General features: G+C 72.2%; 21 protein-coding genes and 2 pseudogenes. 9 read left to right on the top strand and 14 right to left on the bottom strand.

Features of this window, described 5'->3' with window-relative positions:
- The first annotated feature begins 335 nt into the window (after positions 1-335).
- Positions 336-1,433, top strand: coding sequence for a DUF2510 domain-containing protein (locus AB0N17_RS39330; RefSeq protein WP_366016472.1), 1,098 nt, complete (start codon positions 336-338; stop codon positions 1,431-1,433).
- Positions 1,434-1,603: 170 nt separating this feature from the next.
- On the opposite strand, the gene AB0N17_RS39325 is transcribed toward AB0N17_RS39330, so the two are convergent.
- A complete protein-coding gene (locus tag AB0N17_RS39325) occupies positions 1,604-2,218 on the bottom strand; it encodes a TetR/AcrR family transcriptional regulator C-terminal ligand-binding domain-containing protein (protein ID WP_366016471.1) in 615 nt (204 codons plus the stop codon).
- A gap of 223 nt (positions 2,219-2,441) precedes the next feature.
- Between AB0N17_RS39325 and AB0N17_RS39320 the strand changes: the two genes are divergently transcribed.
- Together AB0N17_RS39320 and AB0N17_RS39315 are read left to right on the top strand one after the other, a co-directional pair.
- Positions 2,442-3,242 carry a phosphatase PAP2 family protein gene (locus tag AB0N17_RS39320; RefSeq protein WP_366016470.1) on the top strand — a complete coding sequence of 267 codons (801 nt, stop codon included), beginning with the start codon at positions 2,442-2,444 and terminating at the stop codon, positions 3,240-3,242.
- Positions 3,239-4,198 (top strand): hypothetical protein, encoded by a 960-nt coding sequence (locus AB0N17_RS39315; RefSeq protein WP_366016469.1) that lies wholly within the window; start codon positions 3,239-3,241, stop codon positions 4,196-4,198. Before AB0N17_RS39320 ends, AB0N17_RS39315 begins: the two co-directional genes overlap by 4 nt.
- Before the next feature lie 143 nt (positions 4,199-4,341).
- Here AB0N17_RS39315 and AB0N17_RS39310 read toward each other — a convergent pair whose 3' ends face one another.
- The 9 genes from AB0N17_RS39310 to AB0N17_RS39270 all read right to left on the bottom strand — a co-directional run bounded on the left by AB0N17_RS39310 (position 4,342) and on the right by AB0N17_RS39270 (position 16,650).
- Positions 4,342-5,193 (bottom strand): phospholipid scramblase-related protein, encoded by an 852-nt coding sequence (locus AB0N17_RS39310; protein WP_366016468.1) that lies wholly within the window; start codon positions 5,191-5,193, stop codon positions 4,342-4,344.
- A gap of 66 nt (positions 5,194-5,259) precedes the next feature.
- On the bottom strand, positions 5,260-7,308 hold the full coding sequence (locus AB0N17_RS39305; protein WP_366016467.1) for a phosphocholine-specific phospholipase C: 2,049 nt from the start codon (positions 7,306-7,308) through the stop codon (positions 5,260-5,262).
- Positions 7,309-7,646: 338 nt separating this feature from the next.
- Positions 7,647-9,827: a discoidin domain-containing protein gene (locus AB0N17_RS39300; RefSeq protein ID WP_366016466.1), complete on the bottom strand. Its 2,181-nt coding sequence runs from the start codon at positions 9,825-9,827 to the stop codon at positions 7,647-7,649.
- A gap of 57 nt (positions 9,828-9,884) precedes the next feature.
- Complete coding sequence (locus AB0N17_RS39295) at positions 9,885-11,492, bottom strand: glycoside hydrolase family 13 protein (protein WP_366016465.1); 1,608 nt, start codon at positions 11,490-11,492, stop codon at positions 9,885-9,887.
- A 35-nt stretch (positions 11,493-11,527) separates the two neighbouring features.
- The gene (locus AB0N17_RS39290) at positions 11,528-12,409 is read right to left on the bottom strand and encodes a carbohydrate ABC transporter permease (protein WP_366016464.1); all 882 of its coding nucleotides are present in this window, start codon (positions 12,407-12,409) and stop codon (positions 11,528-11,530) included.
- Positions 12,406-13,362, bottom strand: a complete 957-nt coding sequence (locus tag AB0N17_RS39285; protein ID WP_366016463.1) for a sugar ABC transporter permease — start codon at positions 13,360-13,362, stop codon at positions 12,406-12,408. Before AB0N17_RS39285 ends, AB0N17_RS39290 begins: the two co-directional genes overlap by 4 nt.
- A 5-nt stretch (positions 13,363-13,367) precedes the next feature.
- On the bottom strand, positions 13,368-14,720 hold the full coding sequence (locus AB0N17_RS39280; RefSeq protein ID WP_366016462.1) for a sugar ABC transporter substrate-binding protein: 1,353 nt from the start codon (positions 14,718-14,720) through the stop codon (positions 13,368-13,370).
- Between the two features lie 128 nt (positions 14,721-14,848).
- Positions 14,849-15,847: a LacI family DNA-binding transcriptional regulator gene (locus AB0N17_RS39275; RefSeq protein WP_366016461.1), complete on the bottom strand. Its 999-nt coding sequence runs from the start codon at positions 15,845-15,847 to the stop codon at positions 14,849-14,851.
- A gap of 131 nt (positions 15,848-15,978) precedes the next feature.
- Positions 15,979-16,650: a hypothetical protein gene (locus tag AB0N17_RS39270; protein WP_366016460.1), complete on the bottom strand. Its 672-nt coding sequence runs from the start codon at positions 16,648-16,650 to the stop codon at positions 15,979-15,981.
- A 241-nt stretch (positions 16,651-16,891) separates the two neighbouring features.
- On the opposite strand from AB0N17_RS39270, the gene AB0N17_RS39265 reads away from it, so the two are divergent.
- From AB0N17_RS39265 to AB0N17_RS39255, 3 genes are all read left to right on the top strand, one after another.
- Positions 16,892-17,548 carry a helix-turn-helix transcriptional regulator gene (locus AB0N17_RS39265; protein WP_366016459.1) on the top strand — a complete coding sequence of 219 codons (657 nt, stop codon included), beginning with the start codon at positions 16,892-16,894 and terminating at the stop codon, positions 17,546-17,548.
- 14 nt (positions 17,549-17,562) lie between these two features.
- Positions 17,563-18,120 (top strand): toxin-antitoxin system, toxin component, encoded by a 558-nt coding sequence (locus AB0N17_RS39260; protein ID WP_366016458.1) that lies wholly within the window; start codon positions 17,563-17,565, stop codon positions 18,118-18,120.
- Between the two features lie 305 nt (positions 18,121-18,425).
- A complete protein-coding gene (locus AB0N17_RS39255; RefSeq protein WP_366016457.1) occupies positions 18,426-18,653 on the top strand; it encodes a hypothetical protein in 228 nt (75 codons plus the stop codon).
- A gap of 25 nt (positions 18,654-18,678) precedes the next feature.
- On the opposite strand, the gene AB0N17_RS39250 is transcribed toward AB0N17_RS39255, so the two are convergent.
- Both AB0N17_RS39250 and AB0N17_RS39245 read right to left on the bottom strand, forming a co-directional pair.
- Entirely contained in the window at positions 18,679-19,359 is a 681-nt protein-coding gene (locus AB0N17_RS39250; protein ID WP_366016456.1) for a 4'-phosphopantetheinyl transferase superfamily protein, read from the bottom strand.
- On the bottom strand, positions 19,307-20,212 hold the full coding sequence (locus AB0N17_RS39245) for a metallophosphoesterase (protein WP_366016455.1): 906 nt from the start codon (positions 20,210-20,212) through the stop codon (positions 19,307-19,309). Before AB0N17_RS39245 ends, AB0N17_RS39250 begins: the two co-directional genes overlap by 53 nt.
- A gap of 284 nt (positions 20,213-20,496) precedes the next feature.
- Here AB0N17_RS39245 and AB0N17_RS39240 point away from each other — a divergent pair, with 284 nt between their 5' ends.
- Complete coding sequence (locus AB0N17_RS39240) at positions 20,497-21,624, top strand: ATP-grasp domain-containing protein (RefSeq protein WP_366016454.1); 1,128 nt, start codon at positions 20,497-20,499, stop codon at positions 21,622-21,624.
- Positions 21,625-21,735: 111 nt separating this feature from the next.
- Here the strand turns inward: AB0N17_RS39240 and AB0N17_RS39235 are convergent, their stop codons facing one another.
- Positions 21,736-23,073: a 6-phospho-beta-glucosidase gene (locus AB0N17_RS39235; protein WP_366016453.1), complete on the bottom strand. Its 1,338-nt coding sequence runs from the start codon at positions 23,071-23,073 to the stop codon at positions 21,736-21,738.
- A gap of 340 nt (positions 23,074-23,413) precedes the next feature.
- Between AB0N17_RS39235 and AB0N17_RS39230 the strand changes: the two are divergent.
- A pseudogene (locus tag AB0N17_RS39230) lies at positions 23,414-23,602 on the top strand (hypothetical protein); the annotation flags it as partial.
- A gap of 123 nt (positions 23,603-23,725) precedes the next feature.
- Positions 23,726-24,193, top strand: a pseudogene (locus AB0N17_RS39225) (DUF4981 domain-containing protein); the annotation flags it as partial.
- 211 nt (positions 24,194-24,404) lie between these two features.
- Here the strand turns inward: AB0N17_RS39225 and AB0N17_RS39220 are convergent.
- Positions 24,405-24,743, bottom strand: coding sequence for a nuclear transport factor 2 family protein (locus AB0N17_RS39220; RefSeq protein WP_366016452.1), 339 nt, complete (start codon positions 24,741-24,743; stop codon positions 24,405-24,407).
- Between the last annotated feature and the right edge of the window lie 88 nt (positions 24,744-24,831).

The raw sequence follows: 24,831 nt of genomic DNA, 5'->3' as shown, positions 1-24,831 counted from the left end.
GCGTGCGCCCGGGCACGCGCCGCGGGTGCGGGCGGTGGCGGCGGGCGGTGACGGCTGGAGTCGGTGGGCGACCTCGTCGAGTGGTACGAGTCCGGTGTCCACGGCTTCCGGGCGACGGTGCCGGCCGAGCGGTTCTTGGCGTCGGGGGGCGGCCGGGCTCCGGCTGGACGGCAACACACTGCGGCTTCGCCCGCCGGGGATGGGCTGCGGCTGCGCCCGCCGGGGATGGTGAGCGCACCGTACGACGGCTCTCTGCGCGCGGGCCCGGCGGGGGGTAGGTCACGGGAACCCGGGTCTCTCATCACACTTTCACCCTCGCCTCATACGGTGGGGGCATGACGCAGGTGACTCCTCCCGGGTGGTACCCCGACCCGGGGCAGACGAACGACGGTCCGCCCACCGAACGCTGGTGGGACGGCAAGGCCTGGACGGACCAGACCCGCCCCGCCGGGACGGCCGCCACCTGGGGTCCCCCGACACAGCCGCCGGCCGGTGCCGGCCCGCACCCGGCGCATCCGGCGCCCGGCGTTCCCGCGGGCTACGACGCTCCGCCGGGCCATCCGGTGTACCCGGCGTATCCCGCCGCGCCGCCGGCCGCGCCCCGGCACCGGCTGCGCAACGGTGTCGCCGTCGCGGCGGCGGCCGTGGTGCTGGCGTGCATCGGGGTCAGCGTGTACGCCCTGGCCGGGGACCCCCACGGGGGCGGCGACGACCGCGCCGGGTCGCAGCGGGCTCCGGGCGGCGGACAGGACGGCGGGCAGGGCGGGCCGTTCGGCGGGCCCGGCGGCGGCTCGGGGGGATCCGGCGAATCCGGCGGAACCGGTGGTCCGGGCGGCTCCGACGGATCCGGTGGTCCCGGGGGTGCCTCACCCTCGCCGGGGCAGTCCCAGGCGCCCAAGGTCAAGGGCGGCGGCACCGTCCCCGACCCGGTCAACGGCGTCAGCCTGCCGGTGCCGCAGGGCTGGACCGGACAGACGATCGGCGTCGGCGCGCAGGTGACCTCCGACGACTCCTACAAGTGCCCGGGTGACTCCTCCCAGACGTGCACCGCGGGCGGCGCCTACACGGCCCCGGCCCAGGCGCTGAACATCAAGGGGACGACGGCCGAGGCGGTCGCCAAGGCGGACATCGCGGCCAACGCCAAGCAGTCCTACGGCGGCACCACCTACGGAAGCATCACCTCGCACCAGGTGCTGGCCTCCCAGGCGGTGACGGTGGCCGGGCAGAAGGGCTATCTGGTGCGCTGGAAGGCGGTCACCAGCAAGGGCGCCGACGGCTACGTCGAGTCCGTCGCGTTCCCCTCACCGAACGACGCCAAGCAGATCGTGGTGGTGCGCTTCGGCGTGGACGTCGGCCAGAAGGTGTCGGTCATCGACGGCATCCTGAAGGGGATCAAGGTCTTCGCCGGCGGCGGGAACGGCCAGAACGTCTGAGCCGCGCGTGCGCGCACCGGCGGGCACGCCCGGCACGTCGATCGGCCGGGTGGGGCGCCCCTCCGCTCAAGGGGAACCCCACCCGGCCGGGGGGTGCGCGCCGCCCCCGTCCCCACGGTGCGGCGCGAGCAGGTCACCGTTCAGTCATCCCGTGAACGGCGGCCTGGGTCTCAGGTCAGTCCGAGTGCGGGGAGCACGACGGCTTCCACGAACCGGACGAGGTAGTCGGCGTCGGCGTACTGGCCGCTGAGCACCGGCCGGACGCGCAGCACGCCGAACATCATGGCGGGGATGTACTCCAGGGCCGGATGGCCCGCCCGGACCTCGCCCCTCGCCACGCCCCGCGCGAGCATCTCCTGCAGGGCGGCGATCTCCGGGTGCACCAGCGCCTCGCGCAGCGCCTGCGCCAGTTCGTGGTCGGCGGTCATCGCGGGCCCCAGTGCCTGCAGCAGCTTGGTGTCCTTGCCGGACCAGTCCCCCGCGGCCCGCGCCGCCTGGCGCAGGTCCCCGGCGAGCGACCCGGTGTCGATGCCGGCGAACCGCACCCGGCGGCTGGCCCGCAGCGCGGCCGCGACGAACTGCGGCTTGGTCTTCCACTGCCGGTAGAGCGTGGACTTGCTGCACCGGGTGCTGGCGGCGACGCCCTCCATGGTGACCGATTCGTAGCCGCACTCGCGGATCTGGTCCAGCACGGCGTCGAAGAACTCCCGCTCACGCTCCGGCGTGATCTTGGAGCGGCGCGAGGCGACGACCGTGTCCGGTCCGTCCGCGGCCTGCGACGTCATGTGGTGCATCCCCTCACTCGTGTCCGCCCGGCTCGAGCCTCGCACGAGAGCGAGCGCCGAGCCTGTCTCCAGTGTGTCGCACATCAATCGATACGCAAGTGTACCGGTACTCCAGCGTATCGGTACACTGGCGTATCGGTACGAGGACGTATCGATGAGTGCCGGGCACGCCCGGGCTCGCTCGCACCACCACACGCACCACCGTCAGTGAAGGGGCCGGGGGATGAATGCCCGCACCGAGCCTGCAGAGGCATCCGAGGAGCCGGACGCGACCGCGCGTCCGGCCCTGATACGTGAGTTTCTGCTGGTGGCGGGGCTCTTCCTGGTCTACAAACTGGGCCGGCAGCTGGCCGTCGGGCACACCGCGACCGCCTTCCGCAACGCCCACCGCGTCTGGGACCTGGAACGCGCGCTGGACCTGCCCCGGGAGAGCGCCGTGCAGTCCGCACTGCTGCACGGCGGCACCCCGGTCCACCTGGCCAACACCTACTACGCGACCGTCCACTTCCCGGCCACCCTGGCCTTCCTGATCTGGCTGTACCTGCGGCGGCCCGCGCACTACACATGGGCCCGCCGGGTGCTGGCCGTCGTCACCGCGGCCGCGCTGGTGCTGCCGTTCACGTTCCCGCTGGCCCCGCCGCGGATGCTGACCGGGACCGGCCTGGTGGACACCGCCCGGATCTACGGCCCCTCCGTCTACGGCCCCCCGTCCAGCGACCATCTGTCCAACCAGTTCGCGGCGATGCCGTCGCTGCACTTCGGCTGGGCCCTGATGGTGGCGGCCGGCCTGATCGCGGCCACCCGCTCCCGATGGCGCTGGCTGTGGCTGCTGCACCCGCTGGTCACCCTGCTGGTGATCGTGGGCACGGCGAACCACTACTGGCTCGACGCGATCGTCGCCACCGCCATGCTCGGCGCCGCCCTCGCCGTCCTCCACCCGCCGCACCGGACGGCCGGCCCGGCCGGACGGGGCACGGACCGGCTCGCACCGCGCGGGAACGTCCTGGTGGGAGCGGGCCGATGAGCACCGCCGCGCTGATCGCCGTCGCCCTTTCCCTGGTCTCGGCCGTCGCCTACGCGCTGGCCGCCGTCGCCCAGGAACGCCTCGCCTCCCGCAGCGCAGGCACCGGCCTGCTGCGTCTGCTGGGCACCGGTGCCTGGTGGTCGGCGGTCGGACTGAACGCCGCCGCCGCGCTGCTGCACGTCGTCGCCCTCAAGTACGGCCCGCTGACCGTCGTCCAGCCGCTCGGCGCGCTCACCCTGGTGGCGGCCGTGCCGCTCGGGGCGCGCGCGGCCGGGCGGCGGGTCACCGCGGCGGAGTGGCGCGGTACGGCCCTGACCCTGCTCGGACTCGGCGCGCTGCTGGTCAGCGCGTCCGGTCCGGCGCCCGCGCGGGTGCTGTCGCTGACCGAGGCGGTGGCCGTCGCCGGTACGACCGCCGCGGCGATCGGCATGCTGTCCCGGCCCGGCACCCGGCCGGGCCTGCGGCACGCGACCGCGTCCGGTTTCGCCTCCGGGGTCGCCTCGGCGCTCACGCAGACGGTGACCGTGGCGGCCACGGACCGCTCCGGACCGGGCCTGCACACCGAGGAGATCGTGGTCGCCGTGCTGGTCGCCGCGTTCGCCGTGGGTGGGCTGCTGCTGTCGCAGACGGCCTATCGCGGCGGCCTCGGCGCCCCGCTGGCCGTGGTCACCCTCGCCAACCCGGTGGCCGCCGCGGTGATCGGCCTCACCCTGCTCGGACAGGGCCTGCGGGGCGGTCCGGCCGGCGTGCTGCTCGCCCTGGCGGGGGCGGGCCTGGCCTCCTGGGGCGTGCTGCTGCTCACCCGGGTACCCCCGGTGCCGCAGCCGGCGCCGGAACCGGGCGACGAGGACCACCCCGTGGCCGCGGTGCTGGCGCTGGAGCCGGACACGGCGGCGGCCGAACCGGCCCTGGTACCACGGCAGCCGGAACAGCCGGGACACCTCACCGCGCTCTGAGGGGCCGGCGGGGGAACAGGGCGGGACGGCACGACGGGGGAACACGCCGAACCGACACGACGGCGGCCGGTGTGCGCGTCACCACGCGCCCACCGGCCGCCGTCGCCGTGTTCCCCGTGCGGCTGCTCCCCGTCGGGACCCGCTCAGTTCCAGCCCCGCGAGTCCTGCTTCAGGGCGGTGTCGACGGTCAGGGCCGTCGCCACCACGAGGCTCAGCAGCGGCTCGGGCAGCTGGTAGTGGATCTGCAGGACGTAGTTGTCCGCGGACGTGAACAGCGTCTTGGCGAGGCCCTCCCAGGTCTTGGTGATCCGGGCGACCTCGTTGTCCGCGTGGTCGACGATCGCGAAGTTCCACGCCCGCCAGTTCTCCGCCTTGATCGCGCCGACCTGCTGGCCGTTCACGTTCATCGCGAAGTTGATCTTGCCGATCATGTTCTGCTGGACGATCTCGCCGACCTGCGAGCCGTCCGGACGGGTCACGATCACCCGCGACTTGAAGATCTTCGCGGGCCGGGTCAGCAGCAGCTGCGGCTGGCCGTAGGCGTCACGGATCTCCAGCTTGTGCGTCAGGAACTGGTCCCAGCTGGAGACGAACCGGAAGATCTTGCGGAGCACGCCCTGGCCCACCTCGGTGACCGAACCGAGGTCCCGGCCGTTCTGATCCATGACCTTGTACTCGTTGGTCACCTCGATCAGCTTGGCCTTCTGGTTCACGACCAGGACGGGCTCGGTGAAGAGGGTGCCGCCGCCGGGACCGCCGGCCGCGACCCCGGCCTGCTGCTGCACCTGCCGCTGCACCTTGGCGTCGGCGGTCTGCTGCTGCGGGAAGGGGGGCTGCTGGACGGCGGCCTGCGCTTGCGGGACCTGGCCCGCGGGCTGCTGGCCCTGCTGGTTGGTGTGGTCGGTCCACTGCGTGCCGTCCCAGTAGCGCAGCGTCTGCGGCGCTCCGTGCGGATCCGGGTACCAGCCTGCAGGAGTGTTCGATTGCGTGGTCACCGGGGCACACTACCCTGATGTGACCGGTACCTGACCAGTCCGCACGGAGCGCTGTTCATCGGCCGTTCACTCCGTCACGATCGCCGGGTCGCTGACGCCGGGCAGCCCGTTCTCGACGTGGCCGGCGAAACCGCGCAGGAACGCCGGATCGGCGTCGCAGGTGACGGTCAGGTCGTACCAGCGCCTGCTCGCCGTGAGGTCGAAGGACTGCTTCACCGTGGCCCCCGGCCGCACGCTCACCGTGAGGGACCTGCCGCCGTAGCCGTTCGCCACCTTCAACTTCACCGTGCCGGAACCCTTGTTGGTGCAGGTGAGCTCCAGGTGGTCGCCGGCCTGCCGGGCGGTGACCTCCGGCCCCGCGGCCTTGTTACGGCCCTTGAAGACGCGCAGGAAGCCGTTCGGGCCGTGCACGGACAGGTCGTAGGAGCCGCCGGAGTAGGCCGAGTTCCAGGTGTCGGAGAGGCTCTTGCCGGCCTCGGTCGTGTAGGTCCAGGGGCCATCGGTGCGGTTGTTCGAGGTGACGAGGAAGGCCGCGCCCGCGTGCGCCCCCGAGGCGAACGTGAGCGTGAAGGTGCCGGCCGACGTGTCCGCCGAACCGTCCGCCACCGGCGCGTACCGCAGCGGGCGGGTGGGCCGGCTGCCGCGCTCCTGCCTGGGCAGCGAGGCGTTGGCGGGCGGCTTGGGCACGTAGTCGGGGTGGCGGTCGTGGTCCGGCGGCCGGTAGCCGGCCGTGGACGGCAGCGCGACCGGCTTGGTGTCCTTGGCGGAGAAGTCGAAGGCGCTCGTCAGGTCGCCGGTGACGGCCCGCCGCCACGGCGAGATGTTCGGCTCGTGCACGCCGAAGCGGCGCTCGACGAACCGGATGATCGAGGTGTGGTCGAAGGTCTCGGAGCAGAGGTAACCGCCCTTGCTCCACGGGGAGACCACCAGCATCGGCACGCGCTGGCCGAGCCCGTAGGGGCCGGCGACATGGCTCGCGTCGCCCTTGTACAGGTCGAGCGAGGGGTCCACGGTCGACTTGCCCTGCGCGCCGGAGGCCGGCGGGAACGGCGGGACGACGTGGTCGAAGAAGCCGTCGTTCTCGTCGTAGGTGATGAACAGCGCCGTCTTCCCCCACACCTCCGGGTTCGAGGTGAGCGCGTCCAGGACCTGGGAGACGTACCAGGCGCCGTAGTTGGCGGGCCAGTTCGGGTGCTCGGTGAAGGCCTCGGGCGCCACGACCCAGGAGACCTGCGGCAGCCGGCCGGCCTTGACGTCGGCCTTCAGCTGGTCGAAGAAGCCCTCGCCCTTCGTGGCGTCGGTGCCGGTGCGGGCCTTGTCGTACAGCGGGTCGCCGGGCTTGGCGTTGCGGTACTGGTCGAAGTACAGCAGGGAGTTGTCGCCGTAGTTGCCGCGGTAGGCGTCGCCGATCCAGCCCCAGCCGCCGGCGGCGTCCAGACCGTCACCGACGTCCTGGTAGATCTTCCAGGAGACCCCGGCCTTCTCCAGCCGCTCGGGGTACGTCGTCCAGCCGTACCCCTTCTCGTCGTTGCCGAGGACCGGGCCGCCGCCCGTGCCGTCGTTGCCGACGTACCCCGTCCACATGTAGTAGCGGTTGGGGTCGGTCGAGCCCATGAACGAGCAGTGGTACGCGTCGCACAGGGTGAAGGTGTCCGCCAGGGCGTAATGGAACGGTATGTCCTCACGGGTCAGGTGCGCCATGGTCGTGGTGCCCTTGGCCGGCACCCACTTGTCGTACCTGCCCCCGTTGAAGGCGGCGTGGGTGTCCTGCCAGCCGTGCGGCAGGTCCTGGATGAAGGCCAGGCCCAGGTCGTCGGCGTCCGGGCGGAAGGGCAGGATGTCCTTCGTGCCGTCGGACTGCTTCCAGACCGAGCGCCCGTTCTGCGTCACGGAACGGGGGTCGCCGAAGCCCCGGACCCCTCGCAGCGACCCGAAGTAGTGGTCGAAGGACCGGTTCTCCTGCATCAGGACGACGATGTGCTCGACGTCCTCGACCGTCCCGGTGCGGTAGTGGGCGGGCAGGGCGGCCGCACGCTGGATGCTGCCGGACAGCGCGGTGAACGCCGTGGTGGCGCCCGCGAGTTGAAGGAAGCGGCGCCGGTTGACTTCGGACATGGGTGAGGAACCTCTCATCCTGGTACGCAGGCTCGGAACATGAGGAAACATGCGCGGAGCGAGTGTTCCAAGAGCACCAAACGTCAGGGAAGGGTCTGGTGGCGCCCGTGTGAAAGTCCTCGGTACATGTGGTGCAGCTGCGCACAGTAGGAACGACCGTCCCGACCATTTCCCCAGTTCTACGCGGTGACACGGTCGCCTTGGGCATCGACTTGTCCGGATAGGTGGTCGTCCCGCTGCCGCAGGCCGCACACGCCGGCGCCCCGCGCCGCGGGGACACGGACCGCTCGGCCCGGGGCACGAGCGGGTCCGCGGCGCGCGGCGCGGGGCCGGCGGTGTCAGCTGGTCAGGTACGCCTCCACCTCGCTGAACTGCCCCGCCGGCCAGCCCGTGTTGGCGCTGACCGTCAGGCGCAGATGGCGCAGGTTCGTGCCGCTCGGCAGGGACACCGTCGCGGTGTTGCCGGTGGCCGGATCGAACCGGTAACCCTGCGGGCCGACGACGGTGGACCAGCTCGATCCGTCGGTGCTGCCGAGCACGGTGACGGTCTGGGTGCGCGCGCCCCAGGCCGGGGACGGCGGCAGCTTCAGCACCAGCCGGCGCACCGCGTAGGACGAGCCGAGGTCGACCGTCCAGGACTGCGGGAAGGCGTTGTTGGCGGACTCCCAGTAGGTGCCCGCGTCCCCGTCGTCCGCCTTGCCGGGGGTGTAGACGTCCTGGGAGCCGGTCGCGGTGGCCGGGCGGCCCTTGGCGAGGTTGCGGTTCGGGTCCGGTTCGGGGTTGCCCTGGCCGGGCTGCGGCCAGGTCGAGCAGTCCGACCAGGTGCTCGACCAGCCGGAGTTGCCGCCGCCGTCGGTCAGGGCGAACGAGCCGGAGTTCGCCGGGTAGGGGCAGTTGTAGACGCCGGCGGAGCCGACCTGCGTGGCGGTGACGTTCTTGAAGCCGGCCGCGCCCTGCGCCTCGGCCTGGACCACGACCGTGCCCGTGTTCTTCACGGTCGCACCGTCCACGGTGACGTTGCGGACCGGGTAGCCCTGCCCGCCGCCGGAGACGAACTCGAAGGCGCTGTAGGGGCTGTCGGTGATCGTCGTGTGGGTGATGGCGACGGTCGCGTTGACGGCGCTGTCGTAGGAGTCCACGCGCAGGGCGCCCATCGGGTGGTTCCAGTTGGGGTTCATCGCGCCGGCGCGCACCAGCGTGTTGCCGTCGACGGTGATCGTGCCGGCGAGTGGGCTGAAGGGGTCCATGAACTTCTGGTTGGAGATCGCGATACCGCTGCCGAGGGCGTTGGTGTCGGAGACCAGGTTGTTCTTCACCGCGATGTCGGTGCCGCCGTAGATCGCGATGCCGTTGGCCAGGTTGGGCTGCGAGATGGTGTTGTTCTCGAAGCTGGAGTCCGTGTCCGGTGCGTACAGCGACCACATGGCGAGCGAGTCGTCGCCCTGGTTGCGCAGGAAGTTGCCGCGGACGCGGACGCCCTTGGCGGTGCCGTTGAGATTGATGCCGTCGGCGGTGGTGTCGAGGATGCGGTTGTTCTCGACGACGAGGTCGTCATTGGTGCCGGTCAGCCACATCCCGCACTTCATGTGCTGGATCCACATGCCGGAGACGGAGGAGTCCGGGCCGAGTGAGCCGTTGACGAAGTTGTCCGGGCTGGAGTCGACGCGCTCGGTGACCTCGCCGATGACCGCGAAGTCCTTGATGTGGACGTTCCCGGAGGAACCGGACTGGTCGACGAAGCGGGAGGTGTGCACGACGGAGTACCAGCCGCCCGCTCCCCGCAGCGTCACGTTCTGCACGCCGCTGAGGGAGGAGGTGAGCCGGTAGTCGCCCGGCGGGATCCAGACCGTGCCGCCCTGGGCGGCGGCGATGGCGTCCCGGAAGGCCTGGGTGGAGTCTCCGGCGCCGCTGGGGTCGGCCCCCTTGGCGACGACGGACACCGAGCCGGCCGGCTGGGAGGCGGCCGCGGCGACCTGCTCGAAGTCGGCGACGTCGACGGTGACCTGGGTGCCGGCCGGCTCGAAGGCGACTTTGTCACCGGCCTGGACGTTCTGGCCCAGCAGCAGCCGGGCGTTGTCGAAGAAGTGGTGCGTCTTGGAGCCGGCGATCCAGCCGGTGTCGACGTACGAGTACTTCGACGTCACCGGGAGGGTCTTGGCGAGCCTGGTGCCGTTGACGTACACGTTCAGCGCACCTGACTGACCGTCCGGGACGCTGTATGCGATGTTCACCGCATTGGACGCACGCGGCACGGTGAACTCCACGCGCTGCCCGGCCGTCAGCCGGACGGCCTGCCGCCCGGAGGCCTCCGAGGCCAGGGTGCCCTGCGTGTAGTCGGGGCCGATCCTCGTACCGGTGGTGCTCGCCGACTCGGCCTCGACCGAGGTGAAGGGGAGGGAGGCGCCCGCCGTGGCCGCGTGCGCGGCGGGGGCGAGGGTGACGAGCATGCCGGCGGCGAGGGCGACCGTCGCCCCGATGGCTGGCATGCGCCTGACATGTCTGGTCGTGCTCCTGTGCATGTTCCGGTCCCTTCGTGGTGGGGGTGGGGTGGGACAGGGAGGTGCGTACGATGCGGCTCAGGCGCGCAGCCAGGCCGCCGTGTCCTGGGGCAGCCGGCCCGTCTCGTCCAGCGGGCCGCTGCTCAGCAGGAGGCGGGAGTGCGCGGGCAGGCCGGCGGGCGCGGGCGCGAGGTTGACCACGCACAGCGCGCCGTCCGCGCGGGCGAAGGCGAGGACGCCGTCGGGGGCGGGGAGCCAGGTCAGGGGGCCGTCGCCGAAGTGCGGGCGCAGGGCGAGGGCGGCGCGGTAGAGGGACAGCATGGAGTCGGCGTTCTGCTGCTGACGGTCGACTGCATACGATGGCCAGTCGACCGGCTGCGGTAGCCACGGCTCCTGCCGTGCACCGAATCCCGCATACGGCATACCGTCGACCCACGGCAGCGGCACCCGGCAGCCGTCCCGGCCGGGGTCGACACCATGCGAGCGGAAGTACATCGGATCCTGTATGCGGTCGACCGGTATCTCGGCCTCCGGCAGTCCCAGTTCCTCCCCCTGGTACAGATACACCGCCCCCGGCAACGCCAGCGACAGCAGGGCGGCCGCCCGCGCTCTGCGGGTGCCGAGGGCCAGGTCCGTCGGGGTGCCGAAGGCCTTGGCGGCGAAGTCGAACCCGGTGTCCTCGCGGCCGTACCGGGTGACCGTGCGGGTGACGTCGTGGTTGCACAGCACCCAGGTGGCCGGGGCGCCGACGGGGGCGTGCTCGGCGAGGGTGGTGTCGATCGACGCGCGCAGCCGTCCGGCGTCCCACGGGCAGGACAGGAAGGAGAAGTTGAAGGCGGTGTGGAGTTCGTCGGGGCGCAGATAGCGGGCGAAGCGCTCGGCGTCGGGGAGCCAGACCTCGCCGACGAACACGCCGCCGTACTCGTCCGCCACCCGCCGCCAGGAGCGGTAGATGTCGTGGAGTTCGTCGCGGTCGACGAACGGGTGCGGGTCCGGGCGGACGGCGAGGTCGGGCAGCTCGGGGTCCTTGGCGAGCAGGGCCGCGGAGTCGATGCGGACGCCGGCCACGCCCCGCTCGAACCAGAACCGCAGGATCTCCTCGTGCTCCTGGCGGACCGCCGGGTGGGCCCAGTTGAGGTCCGGCTGCTCGGGGGTGAACAGGTGCAGGTACCAGTCGCCGTCGGGCAGGCGTGTCCACACCGGCTCGGTGGAGCCGACGAACTGCGACGGCCAGTCGTTGGGCGGGAGTTCGCCGTGCGCGCCGCGCCCGGCCCGGAAGTGGAACAGCTCGCGCTCGGGGCTGCCGGGCGCGGCGGCGAGGGCGGCCCGGAACCACGGGTGCCGGTCGGAGACGTGGTTGGGCACGATGTCGACGATGGTCCGGATACCGAGCTCGCGCGCCTCGGCGATGAGCTTCTCCGCCTCGGCGAGGGTGCCGAAGGCCGGGTCGATCACCCGGTAGTCGGCGACGTCGTAGCCGCCGTCCTTCAGGGGGGACAGGTACCAGGGGGTGAACCACAGGGCGTCCACGCCGAGTCCGGCGAGATAGGGCAGCCGCGCGCGGACGCCCGCCAGGTCGCCGGTGCCGTCGCCGTCACCGTCCGCGAAGCTGCGGACGTACACCTGGTAGATGACGGCGGAGCGCCACCAGTCGCGGTCCTTCGGGGCATGGGTGGGCTGTCCCACGGAGCTTGGCCTTTCTGTGAGGCGGTGCGGTGGCGTCAGCCCTTGGTGCTGCCCGCGCTGATCCCGGCGATGATGTGCCGCTGGAAGACGAGGAACAGCGCCACCATCGGGATGCTGGCGATCACCATCGCGGCGATGAGCACGGTGAGCTGGATGTTCTGCGACAGCTGGACGAGGGCCACGCTGATCGGCTGCTCGTCGGTGTCGGAGAAGACCATCAGCGGCCACAGGAAGTCCTGCCAGACGGCGACCAGCGCGAAGATCGACACCACGCCCAGCACCGGCCGGGACATGGGCAGCACGACCGACCACAGGGTGCGCAGCCTTCCGGCGCCGTCGATCTCGGCGGCCTCCAGCACGTCGCGGGGCAGCTGGTCGAAGAACCGTTTGAGCAGGTAGAGGTTGAAGGCGTTGGCGACGGCCGGCAGCCAGATGCCGAGGGGGTCGTTGAGCAGGCTGGTGTGGATCAGCGGCAGGTCGGCGGCCGTCAGGTACTTCGGTACGACCAGGGCCTGGGCCGGGACCATCAGCGTGGCGAGGATGCCGCCGAGGATCACCGTGCCGAAGGCCGGCCTCAGCTTGGACAGGGCGTAGGCGGCGGCCGTGCAGAACACCAGCTGGAACGCCCAGGCCCCCGCGGCCTGCACCAGCGTGTTCCACAGGTGCCGGGGCAGCTGCAGCAGGTCCCAGGCGTCGGTGTAGCCGGCGAGGTGCCAGTGGTGCGGAATCAGGGTGGGCGGGGTCCGGGCCACCTCGTCCGGGGACTTCATCGCGCCGGTCACCATCCAGTAGACCGGGAAGAGGAAGGCGAGCGCGAAGAGGACGGTCACCGCACCGAAGACGGTCCAGTAGACCGCTCTGCCGCGCGGGCGGGCGAGGGTGGCCGGGGAGATCAGGGTCCGGGTGGCGCTGCTCATGCGGCGTCCCCCTCGGTGCGGGTGAGCCGCAGGTAGACGGCGGAGAACGCGCCGAGCAGCACGAGGAGCATGACGCTGAGGGCGCAGGCGCCGCCGAAGTCGTTGTAGAGGAAGGCGTACTTGTAGATGAGGTAGAGCACGGTGACCGTGGCGTTCTCCGGGCCGCCGCCGGTGATGACGAACGGTTCGGTGAACACCTGCATGGTGGCGATGATCTGAAGGAGCATCAGCATCAGGATCACGAACCGGGTCTGCGGGACGGTGACGTGCCGGATGCGCTGGAGCAGGTTCGCGCCGTCCAGTTCGGCGGCCTCGTACAGCTCGCCCGGGATGGACTGCAGGACGGCGAGGTAGATGAGGACGGTCCCGCCCAGGTTGGCCCAGGTGGCCACGACGACCAGGGAGACGAGGGCGGTGTCGGTGCCGTTGGACCAGTTCGAGGTCGGCAGGTGCAGGAAGCGCAGCGTCTCGTTGGCGAGGCCGGCCCCGGGGTCGTAGAACCACTTCCACAGCAGGGCGCTGACGACGGGCGGGATCATCACCGGCAGGTAGACCACGACCCGGAAGAAGGCCTTGGCGTGGCGGAGTTCGTTCAGGACGAGGGCCAGGAGGAACGGGACGGCGAAGCCGATGAGCAGGGCCAGCAGGGTGAAGGTGAGGGTGTTGCGCCAGGCCGCCGTGAACTCCGGGTCGTGCAGGACGCGGGTGAAGTTGGCGGTGCCGGCCCACTGGGGCCGGGAACCGGGCGTGTACTTCTGGAAGGCGATGACGACCGCGCGGATCGCCGGGTACCAGGAGAACAGGGCGAAGCAGATCAGGCCGCCGAGGAGGAAGCCGTAGGCGCGGGCCTGGTCGGCGAGGCGGCGCCGCCTGCGGTCCCCTGCCGGGGGCGGCGCCGGGACCGGGTGGACGGCGGCCGTCGCCTCGGGCCGCCGTTCGGCCGTCTTCGTCACGGCGGTCAGCTCCGGGCCAGGATGCTGTCGATCTTGCCGGACGCGTCCTTGAGGAGCTGGTCGATGTCGGCGTCCTTCTTGGTGAGGACCGCGGAGACGGTGCCGTCGAGGACGGAGTAGATCTGCTGGGCGTCCGGCGGCTCGATCTTCATCCGCAGCCGCTGGTTGCCGTCGAGGAAGGGCTGGTAGTTCTCCACCGGGACGTTGGCGTTGGCCTTCTTGGCCTGCTGGTCCTTGGCGTCGGCGGCGCCGGTGAACAGGCGCGGCTCGGGCAGGCCGACGGGGGCGTCGTTCTTCTTGGCGCGGGCGTAGTCGCCGAGGAAGCCCGCTCCGGGGGTGAGGAACATGTGGTCCAGCCATTTCAGGCCGGCGCGGATCTGGGCGGGCGTGTCGTGCTGGTTGAACATGTAGCCGTCGCCGCCGATGAGGGTGCCCTTGCCGCCGGGCATCGGGCCGATGGCGATGTCGTCGTAGTCCGCGCCCTTCTCCTTGACCAGGATCGGGATGTTGTCGGGGGCGGCGAGGTACATGCCGAGCTTGCCCGAACCCATCATCTGCTGCGCGTCGTTGATGACGAGCAGCTGCTTGCTGCCCATGGAGTCGTCGGTCCACCGCATGTCGTGCAGGTTCTGCAGGACGGCGTGGCCCTCCGGGGTGTCGATGGTGGCCTTCTTGCCGTCGGGGCCGACGACGTCGCCGCCCTGTGAGTAGAGCTCGGCGGTGTAGTGCCAGCCGCCCTGGTTCTGGGCGCTGTAGTCGGCGTAGCCGACGGTGCCGCCGCCGAGCTCGGCGATCTTCCTGGCGTCGGCGCGGACCTCGTCCCAGGTGGTGGGGGGCTTGTCGGGGTCGAGGCCGGCCTTCCGGAACAGCTTGCGGTTGTAGATCAACCCCATGCTGTATCCGGTACGCGGTATGCCGTAGACCTTCCCGTCGACGGTGTAGATGTCCCGTAGCTGCTTCTGGAGGGTGTCGTAGGACTTCAGCTCCTTCAGGTACGGCGTGAGGTCGGCCGCCTGGTGGATGTCCACGACGTGCCGGGCGTCGGTGAAGTACGTGTAGAAGACGTCCTCCATCTGGCCGCCGGCGAGTTTGGCGTCGAAGGTCTTCGGGTCCTGGCAGGGGAAGGCGTCGTGCGCGACGACGTCGATGTCCGGGTTCTGCCTCTCGAAGGCGGCGACGTCCTCGTCGAAGAACGCCCGGTCGGTCCTGGCGCTCTTGGGCGGTTCGCAGTTGACGGTGATGCGGGTCTTCCCGCCCGCCGAGCCGTCGTCGCCCGACCCGCAGGCGGTGGCGGCGAGGGCGAGCGAGGAACAGACGCCGATCGCGGCGACGGTGCGGCGGAACCCGGTGTGTCTCATCGGTGGACCCCTCATGGCACTTAGGGCAGGAGCGGTGGGCGCCGCACACTCAAGCACCGACGACATCGCTGCGCAAGATGTCGCGTGAAATCTGAAATTATTCGACAGTCGGATGGATCTTGGCGACGTCAGTCCCGCGGAGCTTGCGCGGTGGATCCGCGCACCACCAGTTCGGGCTCGAACAGCAGCTCCTCGGCGGGGACGGCGGCGCCGCCGATCTGCACGTTCAGCAGTTCGACGGCCGCGCGCCCCATCGCCTCGATGGGCTGGCGGACGGTGGTCAGCGGGGGCTCGGTGCAGTTCATGAGGGCGGAGTCGTCGTAGCCGACGACGGAGATGCGGCCGGGGACGTCGTACCCCTTGCGGCGGGCGGCGCGGACCGCGCCGAGGGCGAGGGGGTCGGAGGCGCAGATGATGCCCGTGACACCGCGGTCGATCAGCCGGGACGCGGCGGCGTGCCCGCCCTCGATGGAGAAGATCGCGCGCGCGACGAACTCCTCGGGCAGGTCGCCGGCGACCGCCCGGGCGGCGGCCAGTTTGCGGGCCGAGGGCAGGTGGTCGCCGGGGCCGAGGACCAGCCCGATCCGCTCGTGACCGAGCGAGGCCAGATGCCGCCAGGCCTGCTCGACGGCGACCGCGTCGTCGCAGGACACGCCCGGGAAACCGAGGTGCTCGATGGCCGCGTTGACCAGCACGACCGGGATGTTGCGCTCGGCGAGCAGCCGGTAGTGGTCGTGCGGCGCGTCGGCCTGGGCGTACAGGCCGCCGGCGAAGACGACACCGGAGACCTGCTGCTGCAGCAGCAGTACGACGTAGTCCGCCTCCGAGACGCCGCCCTTGGTCTGCGTGCACAGCACCGGGGTGAGCCCCAGCTGGGCGAGTGCGCCGCCGATGACCTCGGCGAACGCCGGGAAGATGGGGTTCTGCAGCTCGGGCAGGACCAGCCCGACGAGCCGGGCGCGCTCTCCGCGCAGCTGGGTGGGGCGCTCGTAGCCGAGGACGTCGAGCGCCGTCAGCACCGCCTGCCGGGTGGCGTCGGAGACCCCGGGTTTGCCGTTGAGCACCCGGCTGACCGTGGCCTCGCTGACCCCGACCTTCTTCGCCACTTCCGCAAGTCGTCGCGTCATGAGCGCAAGCGTAGCGCAAGTAATGCAAGTCGCTTGCGTAAGGAGCGCGCGACGCACCCGTCGAGTGTGCGGAGAGGGGTGGGCCGTTCCGACCCGGCGCCGCCGGTGACCTGAACGCCGGCGGTGCCGGGTCAGTCCTCGGGGGCCGGGACGACCGAGAGGTGCGCGCTCGTGGCGCGCGGGCGGCGCGCGCGGCGGGCGGGCGCGCCGGAGCGGCGGGCGTCGCGCAGCACCATCGTCAGGCGCCGGTAGCCGAGCTCCCGCAGGGTCTGCGGTGTCTCGTCCACGATCCGGCACTCGGTCGGGCCCCGGCGCGGGTCGGGGTGGCGCAGCAGCCGGACGGCGCCGTCCAGCCGGGTCGCGGCCTCGCCGACGGCCCGGATCCAGTGCGGCAGGCCCTGCCGGAAGGCGGCCTCCATGAGCGGGTCCTGGGTGACGTCCCGGCGGACCGCCTGGAGTTCGGGATCGTGGCCGTACGCCTCCAGGGCCGCCCCGAGCTGCGCCAGCATCGGCAGGCACCAGCCCGCCTCGTGCTCGCCGAGGATCTCGGCGGCGTCCGGGTGGAACAGGACGAACCTCAGGAAGTTCTCGCCGGGCATGGCCGACGGGTGCGGCCGCATGCCACGGAAGAGCGTTCCGAAGGCGCCGTTGGCCATGACCACGTTCCAGCGGTGGTCCACGACCAGGGACGGCAGGGGCAGGGACTCCAGCAGCGCGGCGTAGTCCTGCAGGTAGGCCTGGGTCGCGCAGGTCTCGGGGACGGGCCGCGGTACCGGCCGCCGCCCTCCTGCCTGATGTGCCATCGGGAGGTCACCCCTCTTGCCTCTGCCGCCTTCACGCGGCGATGCGATCCTGCTGTCCCGAGCCGACCGATGTCAACTATCGTGGCATTTCATGCCGGTTGACGGCTGAAATTCGCCACAGTTGTGGCGAGACCTGGATGGGAGTTCGAGACACCCGCTACTCTCCGGGAAGTTCACGGCGATCGCCGGTGAGACGCACAGACACACCTGTTGCCCTCGAAGAGACGTAGGAGTTCTGTCGGTGACGGATGGCTACGAGGATCCGGGCGCCACGGCGACCGCCCAGCTGCCGGCCGTCGTCGCCCGCGTCACCGCGCTCGCCGACCGGCTCGGCGTGCCACAGGCCGAGGTGGTCGACACCGGGCGGCTCTCCGTCGCCTGCGGTGTCCCCGAACCGGTGGTCAAGGCACTGCTGAGCGGGCGGCCGGCCGGCGAGCCGGACGTCCAGGCACGCTTCCTGCAGCGCCTGGACCTGCTGCGCCGCACCCGGCTGAAGCCCAACGGCCGCAAGTACACCCAGCAGGAGATAGCCGACGGCGCGGGCATGTCCCGGCAGCAGGCCGGCGCCCTGATCAACGGCGACCGGCGGCCCACCATGGAGCACTGCGACGCACTGCAGCGCTTCTTCCGGGTGCACGCCGGCTTCCTCACCGCGGAGGACCCCGAGGCGCTCGCGGGCGCGCTGCAGCGCACCGAGCAGGAGCTGCTGCAGCGGCTCGCCGACCGGGAACGGGCCGCGGCCGAGACCGTCGAGGATCCGCTGGAGCGGCTGCTGCAGGACCACGGCGTGCGCGGCATCGCCTGGCGGGCCGCGCAGTTGCCCACCGACCAGCACCGGGACAAGGTCGCGGAGTGGCTCGACATGCTCCTGGAAAGCGTCAAGCGGCCCGAGTCGTGAGCGTGGGGAGGACCGTGGGCATCGGCAGGGACATGCGCCGGCTGTGCAACGAGCTGGTGGGCGGGCTGACCCTGCCCGCCCCGGCACCGCCGCGCGAGCTGTACGGCACGCTGTGCGAGGCGATGAGCCGGCGCCGCGGACGGCCGGTGCAGTTCCGTACGGCCGCCTTCCCGGCCGGCACCGCGAGCGGGCTGTGGCTGGACCTGGCCGACCGCGACCTCGTCGTCGTGGAGGAACGCACCGCTCCCGACCACCAGTTGGTGATCCTCGGTCACGAACTGTGGCACATGCAGGCCGACCACTCCGGGCACCACGTGGACGGGGTGGGGGTCGCCACCCGGCTGCTGCACGACGACACCGACCGCGCCGCGTTGCAGGAGACGGTGCACCGGGTCGCGGCCCGGACCCGCTTCGACCTCGCCGAGGAACGGCAGGCCGAGACGTTCGGCCTGCTCCTGGCCAGCAAGTGCCGCACCTGGCTGGCCGGCTCGGCCCTGCGTGGTCCGGTCCAGCGCGACGGCGTGGCCGGCCGCATCGAGGCGTCCCTCGGCTACCTCGGGCCACAGGGCTGACACCACGGGGCCGCCACCACAGGGCCGCCACCCTGCCGCACCTTCTGCCCGGACACGGGTGTGCCCCGGGGGACGCCCCCATCTGGGGGCACACCTGAGAGACAGAGGTACCTCCACGGCCCACCTGCGCCCCGGCCCCCCACCCCCGCTCGACACGGCCTTCTCCAGCCTCTCCCCCGGCATTCCGCCTCCGCCGAGCGGGTTGAGCGGTGCGGGTCGCAGGGGCGTTGTCAGTGGTGGGCGGCAAGCTGGGAGGTGCGCCGCAGGGCGTGTGACCGCGTTGCCTACTCGGGGAGAGCCGACCGATGCCCACCGCCGTACTGACCGACCGTGAGCGCACCGCCGTACAGGCCTACCTTCGGCTGCTGCACACGGTGCGTGCCGCCTTCGACGGGCCACCGGACGCGGCCCGGCCCGCCATGGTCCCACCCGCCGTGCTCGCCGAGGCGGAGCAGGCCCTGGCACGGGCGGGACTCGCGGGCAACGAGGAGGAGTTCTTCCAACTGCTGCGCGACTGGTGCCCGCCCGCCTGAGCGGCCGGGCCGGGACGCCGCCGGGTCAGGGGTGAGGTACGACGACGGCGGTGGTCACCAGCCCGTCGCGTACGGCCCAGCGGCCGGAGAAGGTCCGCAAGCGGCGGCCGCCGACCACCGGCCCCGGGACGAGGAGTTCGGCGCTCAGGGTGCCGCGCCGCTCCTCGCCCGGGCCGGGCAGCAGGGTGATGTCGGCCTCGCTGAAATCCAGCCACTTCCGGGTGAGCGGGAACCACGCCTTGTAGACGGACTCCTTGGCGCTGAACAGGATCCGGTCCCAGTGCACGGCGGGCCGCTCCGCGCCGAGCCGGGCCAGCCGCTCGGCCTCGGCGGGCAGGCTCACGGACGGGGCGACGCCCGCCGGCAGCGGTCCGTGCGGTTCCGCGTCGATGCCGAGGGAGACCAGGTCGGTGGCGCGCACCAGCGCGGCGGCGCAGTAGTCGTCGCAGTGGGTCATGCTGCCGACCAGGCCGGCCGGCCAGCAGGGCGCGCCCCGCTCGCCGTTGACCACGGGCTGCGCGGGCACGCCGAGCTTCTCCATGGCGCGCCGGGCGCAGCCGCGTACGGCGGCGAACTCGCGGCGCCGCTTGGGCACCGCGCGCGCGACGAGCGCCTCCTCCCGCGGGTGGAGCGGGGCGTCCCACAGCGGGTCGTCACGGTGTGCCTCCACGGCCACGACCGACTCCGGGAGCAGCTCCTCGATCACCGGCTTCGACCTCCATCGGCAGAATGCGGCGCGGCCTTCCCGGGGGTTCCGGGCGCTTTCGCCACTCACGGGGATATCCCACGGAGACCTCGGTGAAGCGGACTCCGTCGCGCCAGGTGGTGCGGGGGATGTGCAGATGTCCGTAGACCATCGTCGCGACGCGGAACCGGCGGTGCCAGTCGGCGGTCAGCTCGGTGCCGCACCACATGGCGAACTCCGGGTGCCACAGGACCTCGGTGGGATGGCGGTCCAGCGGGTAGTGCGCGGCCAGCACGGTCGGCAGGCCGGCGGGCAGCGCGGCGAGCCTGCGCTCGGTCTCGGCGACCCGGGCCCGGCACCAGTCCTCACGGGTCGGGTAGGGATCGGGGTGCAGCAGGTACTCGTCGGTGCAGACGATGCCCGTGCGCTCGGCGTAGGCCAGGCCCTCGGCCTTGGTGGCGCAGCCGGCCGGCAGGAACGAGTAGTCGTACAGGAGGAACAGCGGGGCGACGACGACCGGGCCGCCGGGGCCGTGCCACACGGGATAGGGGTCCTCGGGGGTGATCACACCCAACTCGCGGCAGACACCGACCAGATGCTCGTAGCGGGCGACGCCGCGCAGGGTGACGCTGTCGCTCGGGTGGGTCCACAGGTCGTGGTTGCCGGGCGCCCACAGCACGGTGTGGAAACGATCGGCGAGCGTGGCGAGGGTCCAGCGGATGTCGGCGACGGTCTCCGCGACGTCACCGGCCACGATCAGCCAGTCGTCCTCGCCGTCGGGGTACAGGCTCTCGACGAGCTCCCGGTTCTCCCGGTAGCCGATGTGCAGATCGCTGATGGCCAGCAGCTGTCCGGCCCCGGCCGTCGCATCCACCCCGCACCCCTCTCGATCACCACCCGTCCGCACCACGAGAACACATTCACGGACCCCGGACAAGACACCTCCCGGCCGCATGCCGGCACCCCGGAGCGCCCGTCTCCCGCACCCGCGGATCCGTAACATCCGCGTTGCACGCACGGGCCTTTGAAAGCCGTATGATCGCCCCAACGCCAACGCCCTCACCTCCCTTCCCACAGGGCCGTTCGGTGTCCCTTCCTCCCTCCTGCCCGGGCCCGGGCCGCTGCGCCGTGCCCGAAAATGCCCGAAAGGCGGCCTGCATGCTCTCTCGCGTACGCGTCTGGCTCAACCGCACGTACGCGGAGAACGTGTTCTTCATGGATCAGCTGCGCAGAAACCCCAGCGACCGCGCGGTGGAGATCCATGCCACGCACGGCGACCCCGACTCCCCCGTGCTGGCCGCCGCCGACACCGCGGAACCGGAGCCGGAGGGGCTGTCCCCGGCCGCCTACGCCGAGTACGCCCTCGACCAGTGCGCCCGGCGCGGCATCGACGTGTTCGTGCCCCGGCTGCACCAGGCGGCGATCGTGGCGCACCGCGCAGAGTTCGCGGCGGCCGGTACGGCGCTGCTGGCGCCGACGCCGCAGGCGGTGGCCGTCTTCGAGGACAAGGCGACCGCGTATGAGGCGGTCCGCTCGGTCGGCGTGCCCGTGCCACCGTGGTGGCGGGTGCGTACGGCCGACGAACTCCTCGCCGCTGTCGAGGAGTTGGAGGCAGCCGGGCACCGGGCCTGCTTCAAGCCGGCGGTCGGCGCGGGCGGCGCCGGGTTCCGGATGATCACCCGTTCCCCCTTCTCGCTGGCCGGCCTCGCGGGCTTCCCCAGCCCGTACGTCCAGCTCGACATGGTCGTCGAGGCGCTGCGGGAGGCCGAGGAGCCGGTGAACTGGCTGGTGATGCCGCGCCTGGAGCAGCCCGAGGTGTCCGTGGACTGCCTGACCGGCCCGGACAACCGGGTACGGCTCGCGGTCGGCCGCACCAAGAACGGCCGCCGCCGGGGATTCACCCTGGACGAGCGGTGGCTGGCGCCGGCCCGGCTGATCGCGGAGGGGTTCGGGCTGCACCACCTGTCCAACATCCAGTTCCGGATGCTCGGCGACCGCCCGGTGCTCCTCGACGTCAACACGCGGCCCGCCGGGGGACTGCATCAGCTGTCCCTCTGCGGGGTGAACGCGCCGTGGGCGGCCGTGCAGCTGGCGCTGGGTGAGGACCCGGGAGTGATCGAGCCGCCGTTCCTGGGGCAGGACTACACGGTGGTGGCGGGGCCGCGTCCGCTGCTCACCGCGTCGCTGCCGCAGCAGCGGGTGGCCGGCGCGGTGCTGCTGCCGGCGGTTCCCGCACCTCAGGGCAGGGCGGAGACGGCCGGTACGGCTCAGGCGCTGCCGCTCTAGACGCCGTCCCGCGCCGCCTCCCGGACGTCACCGGGCAGGATTCAGCGGTCCTGTCCGATCCGGTCGGCCGCTCGCAGGTCCTGCGGCGTCCCGGTCTCTCCGGCCTCCCCCTTACGTGAGGTAGGCGAGGCCCGGGTGGACGGAGGTGTAGCTCTCGACGAGCCTGCGGGCCACGTTCACGGAATCGACCAGCGGGTGCAGCGCGAAGGCCTTCACCGCGGTCGCGCGGGACCCGGAACCGGCGGCCGACAGCACCTCGCGTTCCACCGCCTTGACCGCGCCGACCAGCCCGCTCGCGTGCCCGGGCAGCGGATCGACCGCGAACGGGTGGGCGCCGTTCGCGTCGACCAGGCAGGGCACCTCGACGACGGCGTCGGCGTCGAGCGCCGCGAGGGTGCCCCGGTTGCGCACGTTCAGGATCAGCGTGGTCCGCTCGTCCCGGGCGATGGCCCGCATCAGCGCGAGCGCCACCTTCTCGTAGCCGCCCGAGAGGTCGTCCGCCTCCCGTTCACCGGCGCCCGCCGTCTCCCGGTTCTCGGCCATGTAGGTGGCCTCACGCTCGGCGCGGGTGCGGTCCCAGACGTCCAGGGCGCGAACACCCGTACGGCAGGCCTCCTCGTAGAACCGGGCCTGCTGCTCGCGCAGGAACGCACCCCGCGTCTTCTCCGCCTCCTGGTAGGCGCGTACGGCTTCCCGGTTGAAGTAGTAGTAGTGCAGGTACTCGTTGGGGATCGCACCCAGGGACTGCAGCCAGTCGGTGCCGAAGAGCCTGCCCTCCTCGAAGGAGCCGAGCAGCGCGGGGTCGGCGAGCAGGCGCGGGAGTTCGTCGCGCCCGGCGACACGCAGACCGCGCACCCAGCCCAGGTGGTTGAGGCCGACGTAGTCGACGAAGGCCTCGCCGGGGTCGGCGCCGAGGACGCGGGCGATACGGCGGCCCAGGCCGACGGGCGAGTCGCAGATGCCGATGACGCGGTCGCCGAGGTGGCGGGACATGGCCTCGGTGACCAGGCCGGCCGGGTTGGTGAAGTTGATGACCCAGGCGTCCGGGGCGAGGCGGGCCACACGCCGGGCGATGTCGACGGCGACCGGGACGGTCCGCAGACCGTAGGCGATCCCGCCGGCGCCGACGGTCTCCTGGCCGAGCACGCCCTGCTCGAGGGCCACCCGTTCGTCGTCCGCGCGGCCCGCGAGGCCGCCGACGCGGATCGTGGAGAAGACGAAGTCGGCGCCGTGCAGCGCCTCGTCGAGGTCGGTGGTGGCGGTGACGGTGGGGGCGTCCGGGACTCCGGCTGCCTGTTCCGCCAGTACACGGGTCACCGCATACAGTCGACGGTCGTCGAGATCCTGCAGAACGACTTCCGTCACCCGCCCCTCGGCGCGGTCGTTCAGCAGTGCACCGTATACAAGCGGCACCCGGAACCCGCCGCCACCCAGAATCGTCAGCTTCACCTCTGCGCCCTTCCCGAGTCCTCTGTCGCCCAGCACCTCGGCCCCGGGCCCCGCGACGGCGGCGCGGACCGCACGGCCGAAGTCACCGGTGCGTGCGCCACCACCACGTCCAGGCCCGGCCCGGTTCCCGTCCCCGGGACCGCGGACCGCGGACCGCGGCCGAGGTGCCACGTCCAGGTCCCGCGGCCACGGGCCCGGTCGAGGTGCCGGTCAAGCCTGCCATGATCGCGGGGGCGACACGGCACGGCACGGCAGCATGGGAGGACGCCTTCGGGTCCGCGGACGGCCGACCGGTCCGACGCGCCCCCTCACGAAGATCTCGGCCTGGTGCGCGGTGGTCATCGAGTCCCCGCCGGGTCTTCAAGGACGCTTCATCCGGGAGTTGCGGGACCACGCGATCCTGCACCCCGTGAGCGACGGAAGACCGGGCGGACACGTGGGCGCAGTGGGCGCAGTCGGCGCAGTCGGCGCAGTCGGCGCAGGACTGCATACAGGCGGTGTCGCCGCGCCGGCGGCCCACCGGGCCGCCCGTGCAGCGGGCGCCCAGGTACACCCGCTCCCCTCCGGACCGCTCCCCTCCGGACCGCTCCCCTCCGGACCGGGCCGCTCCGGACTTGACCTGGCCGGACTTGACCTCGCCGGACTTGGCCCCTCTGGACTTGCTCCCTCCGGTCTGGCCCCTTCCGGCCATCGCCGGGCGTGCGGCGGCGCCTTCGTCGAGCCGGCGCACCACGGGGCGTTCGGCACGGACGGGGCGGCCTTCCCGCCGGGTCGTGCCCCGGCGCCGACACGGTACGCGCAGCGGGAACACGCGGCTCCGGTGCGCATCCGCTGCTACCGGCACGAGGGCATCGTCGTCACCAATCACCGACGCCGGCAGGGCCTGGGCGGGCTGACGGGCATGTGGGAGCTGTCGCTGGCCGACGGCCGCACCCTGACCGCCCACGCCGAACTGCCCGATCTGCGGTCCGGCGAGACCGCAGCCGTACCGCTGCCGCTGGAGCTGCCGCAGGACGGCGGCGAGGCTTGGCTGACGCTGCGGGTCGTGACGGCCGAGGACCAGCCGTGGGCGCCGCCCGGCACCGAGGTGTGCGCACCCCGGATCCGGCTGCGGGCCGCCGCAGGTGAGGCGACGTAAGGAGGCGACTCGCGGCCCGAGCGGCATCGGGCCGGGTGGGCGTGCCCGGCGCGGGCAGTGGCCGACGCGGGCAGTGTCCGGGGCGGGCAGTGTCCGCAAGGGGCGCTGTCCCGGGCACCGGCACTACGGTGTCCGGCACTACGATGTCCGGCACGACGGTGCTCGGGGCGGGCGGCGACGTATCGGACGTGCCTCACACCGTACCGCCGAAGAAGACCCGCACCTCCCGGATGAGCCCGTCCCGCACGGTGATCGCCTCGACGTTGCGGTACCGGTCGCCGCCGCTCAGCCCGTACTCGTACTGGACGAACACGACCTCCTCGTCGGCGGCGACGAGATGCAGGATCCGCTGATCGGTGAACCGGTCGGCGGTGGGGAAGCAGCGCGCGAAGAACGCCTCCTTGCCGATGTGGTCGTCCTGGGGGCTGGTGAAGGTGAAGTCGTCGGCGTAGAGCGGGAGGGCCGCCTCGCGGTCCTGCGACCGGTAGTGGCGGAACGCCGCCTCGACGACGCTCGCCGGGGAACCGTTCATCGGGATTCCTTCGTGGATACCCCCGGCTTCAGCCGGGGGAGGAAACGAAGCTCCTGCGGAGCAGGGCAGGGAAAGCCGGTTCGCCCTC

Source organism: Streptomyces sp. NPDC051133 (genome assembly GCF_040682635.1).
Taxonomy (GTDB): Bacteria; Actinomycetota; Actinomycetes; order Streptomycetales; family Streptomycetaceae; genus Streptomyces.
This window is presented reverse-complemented; position numbering and strand designations above follow the sequence as displayed.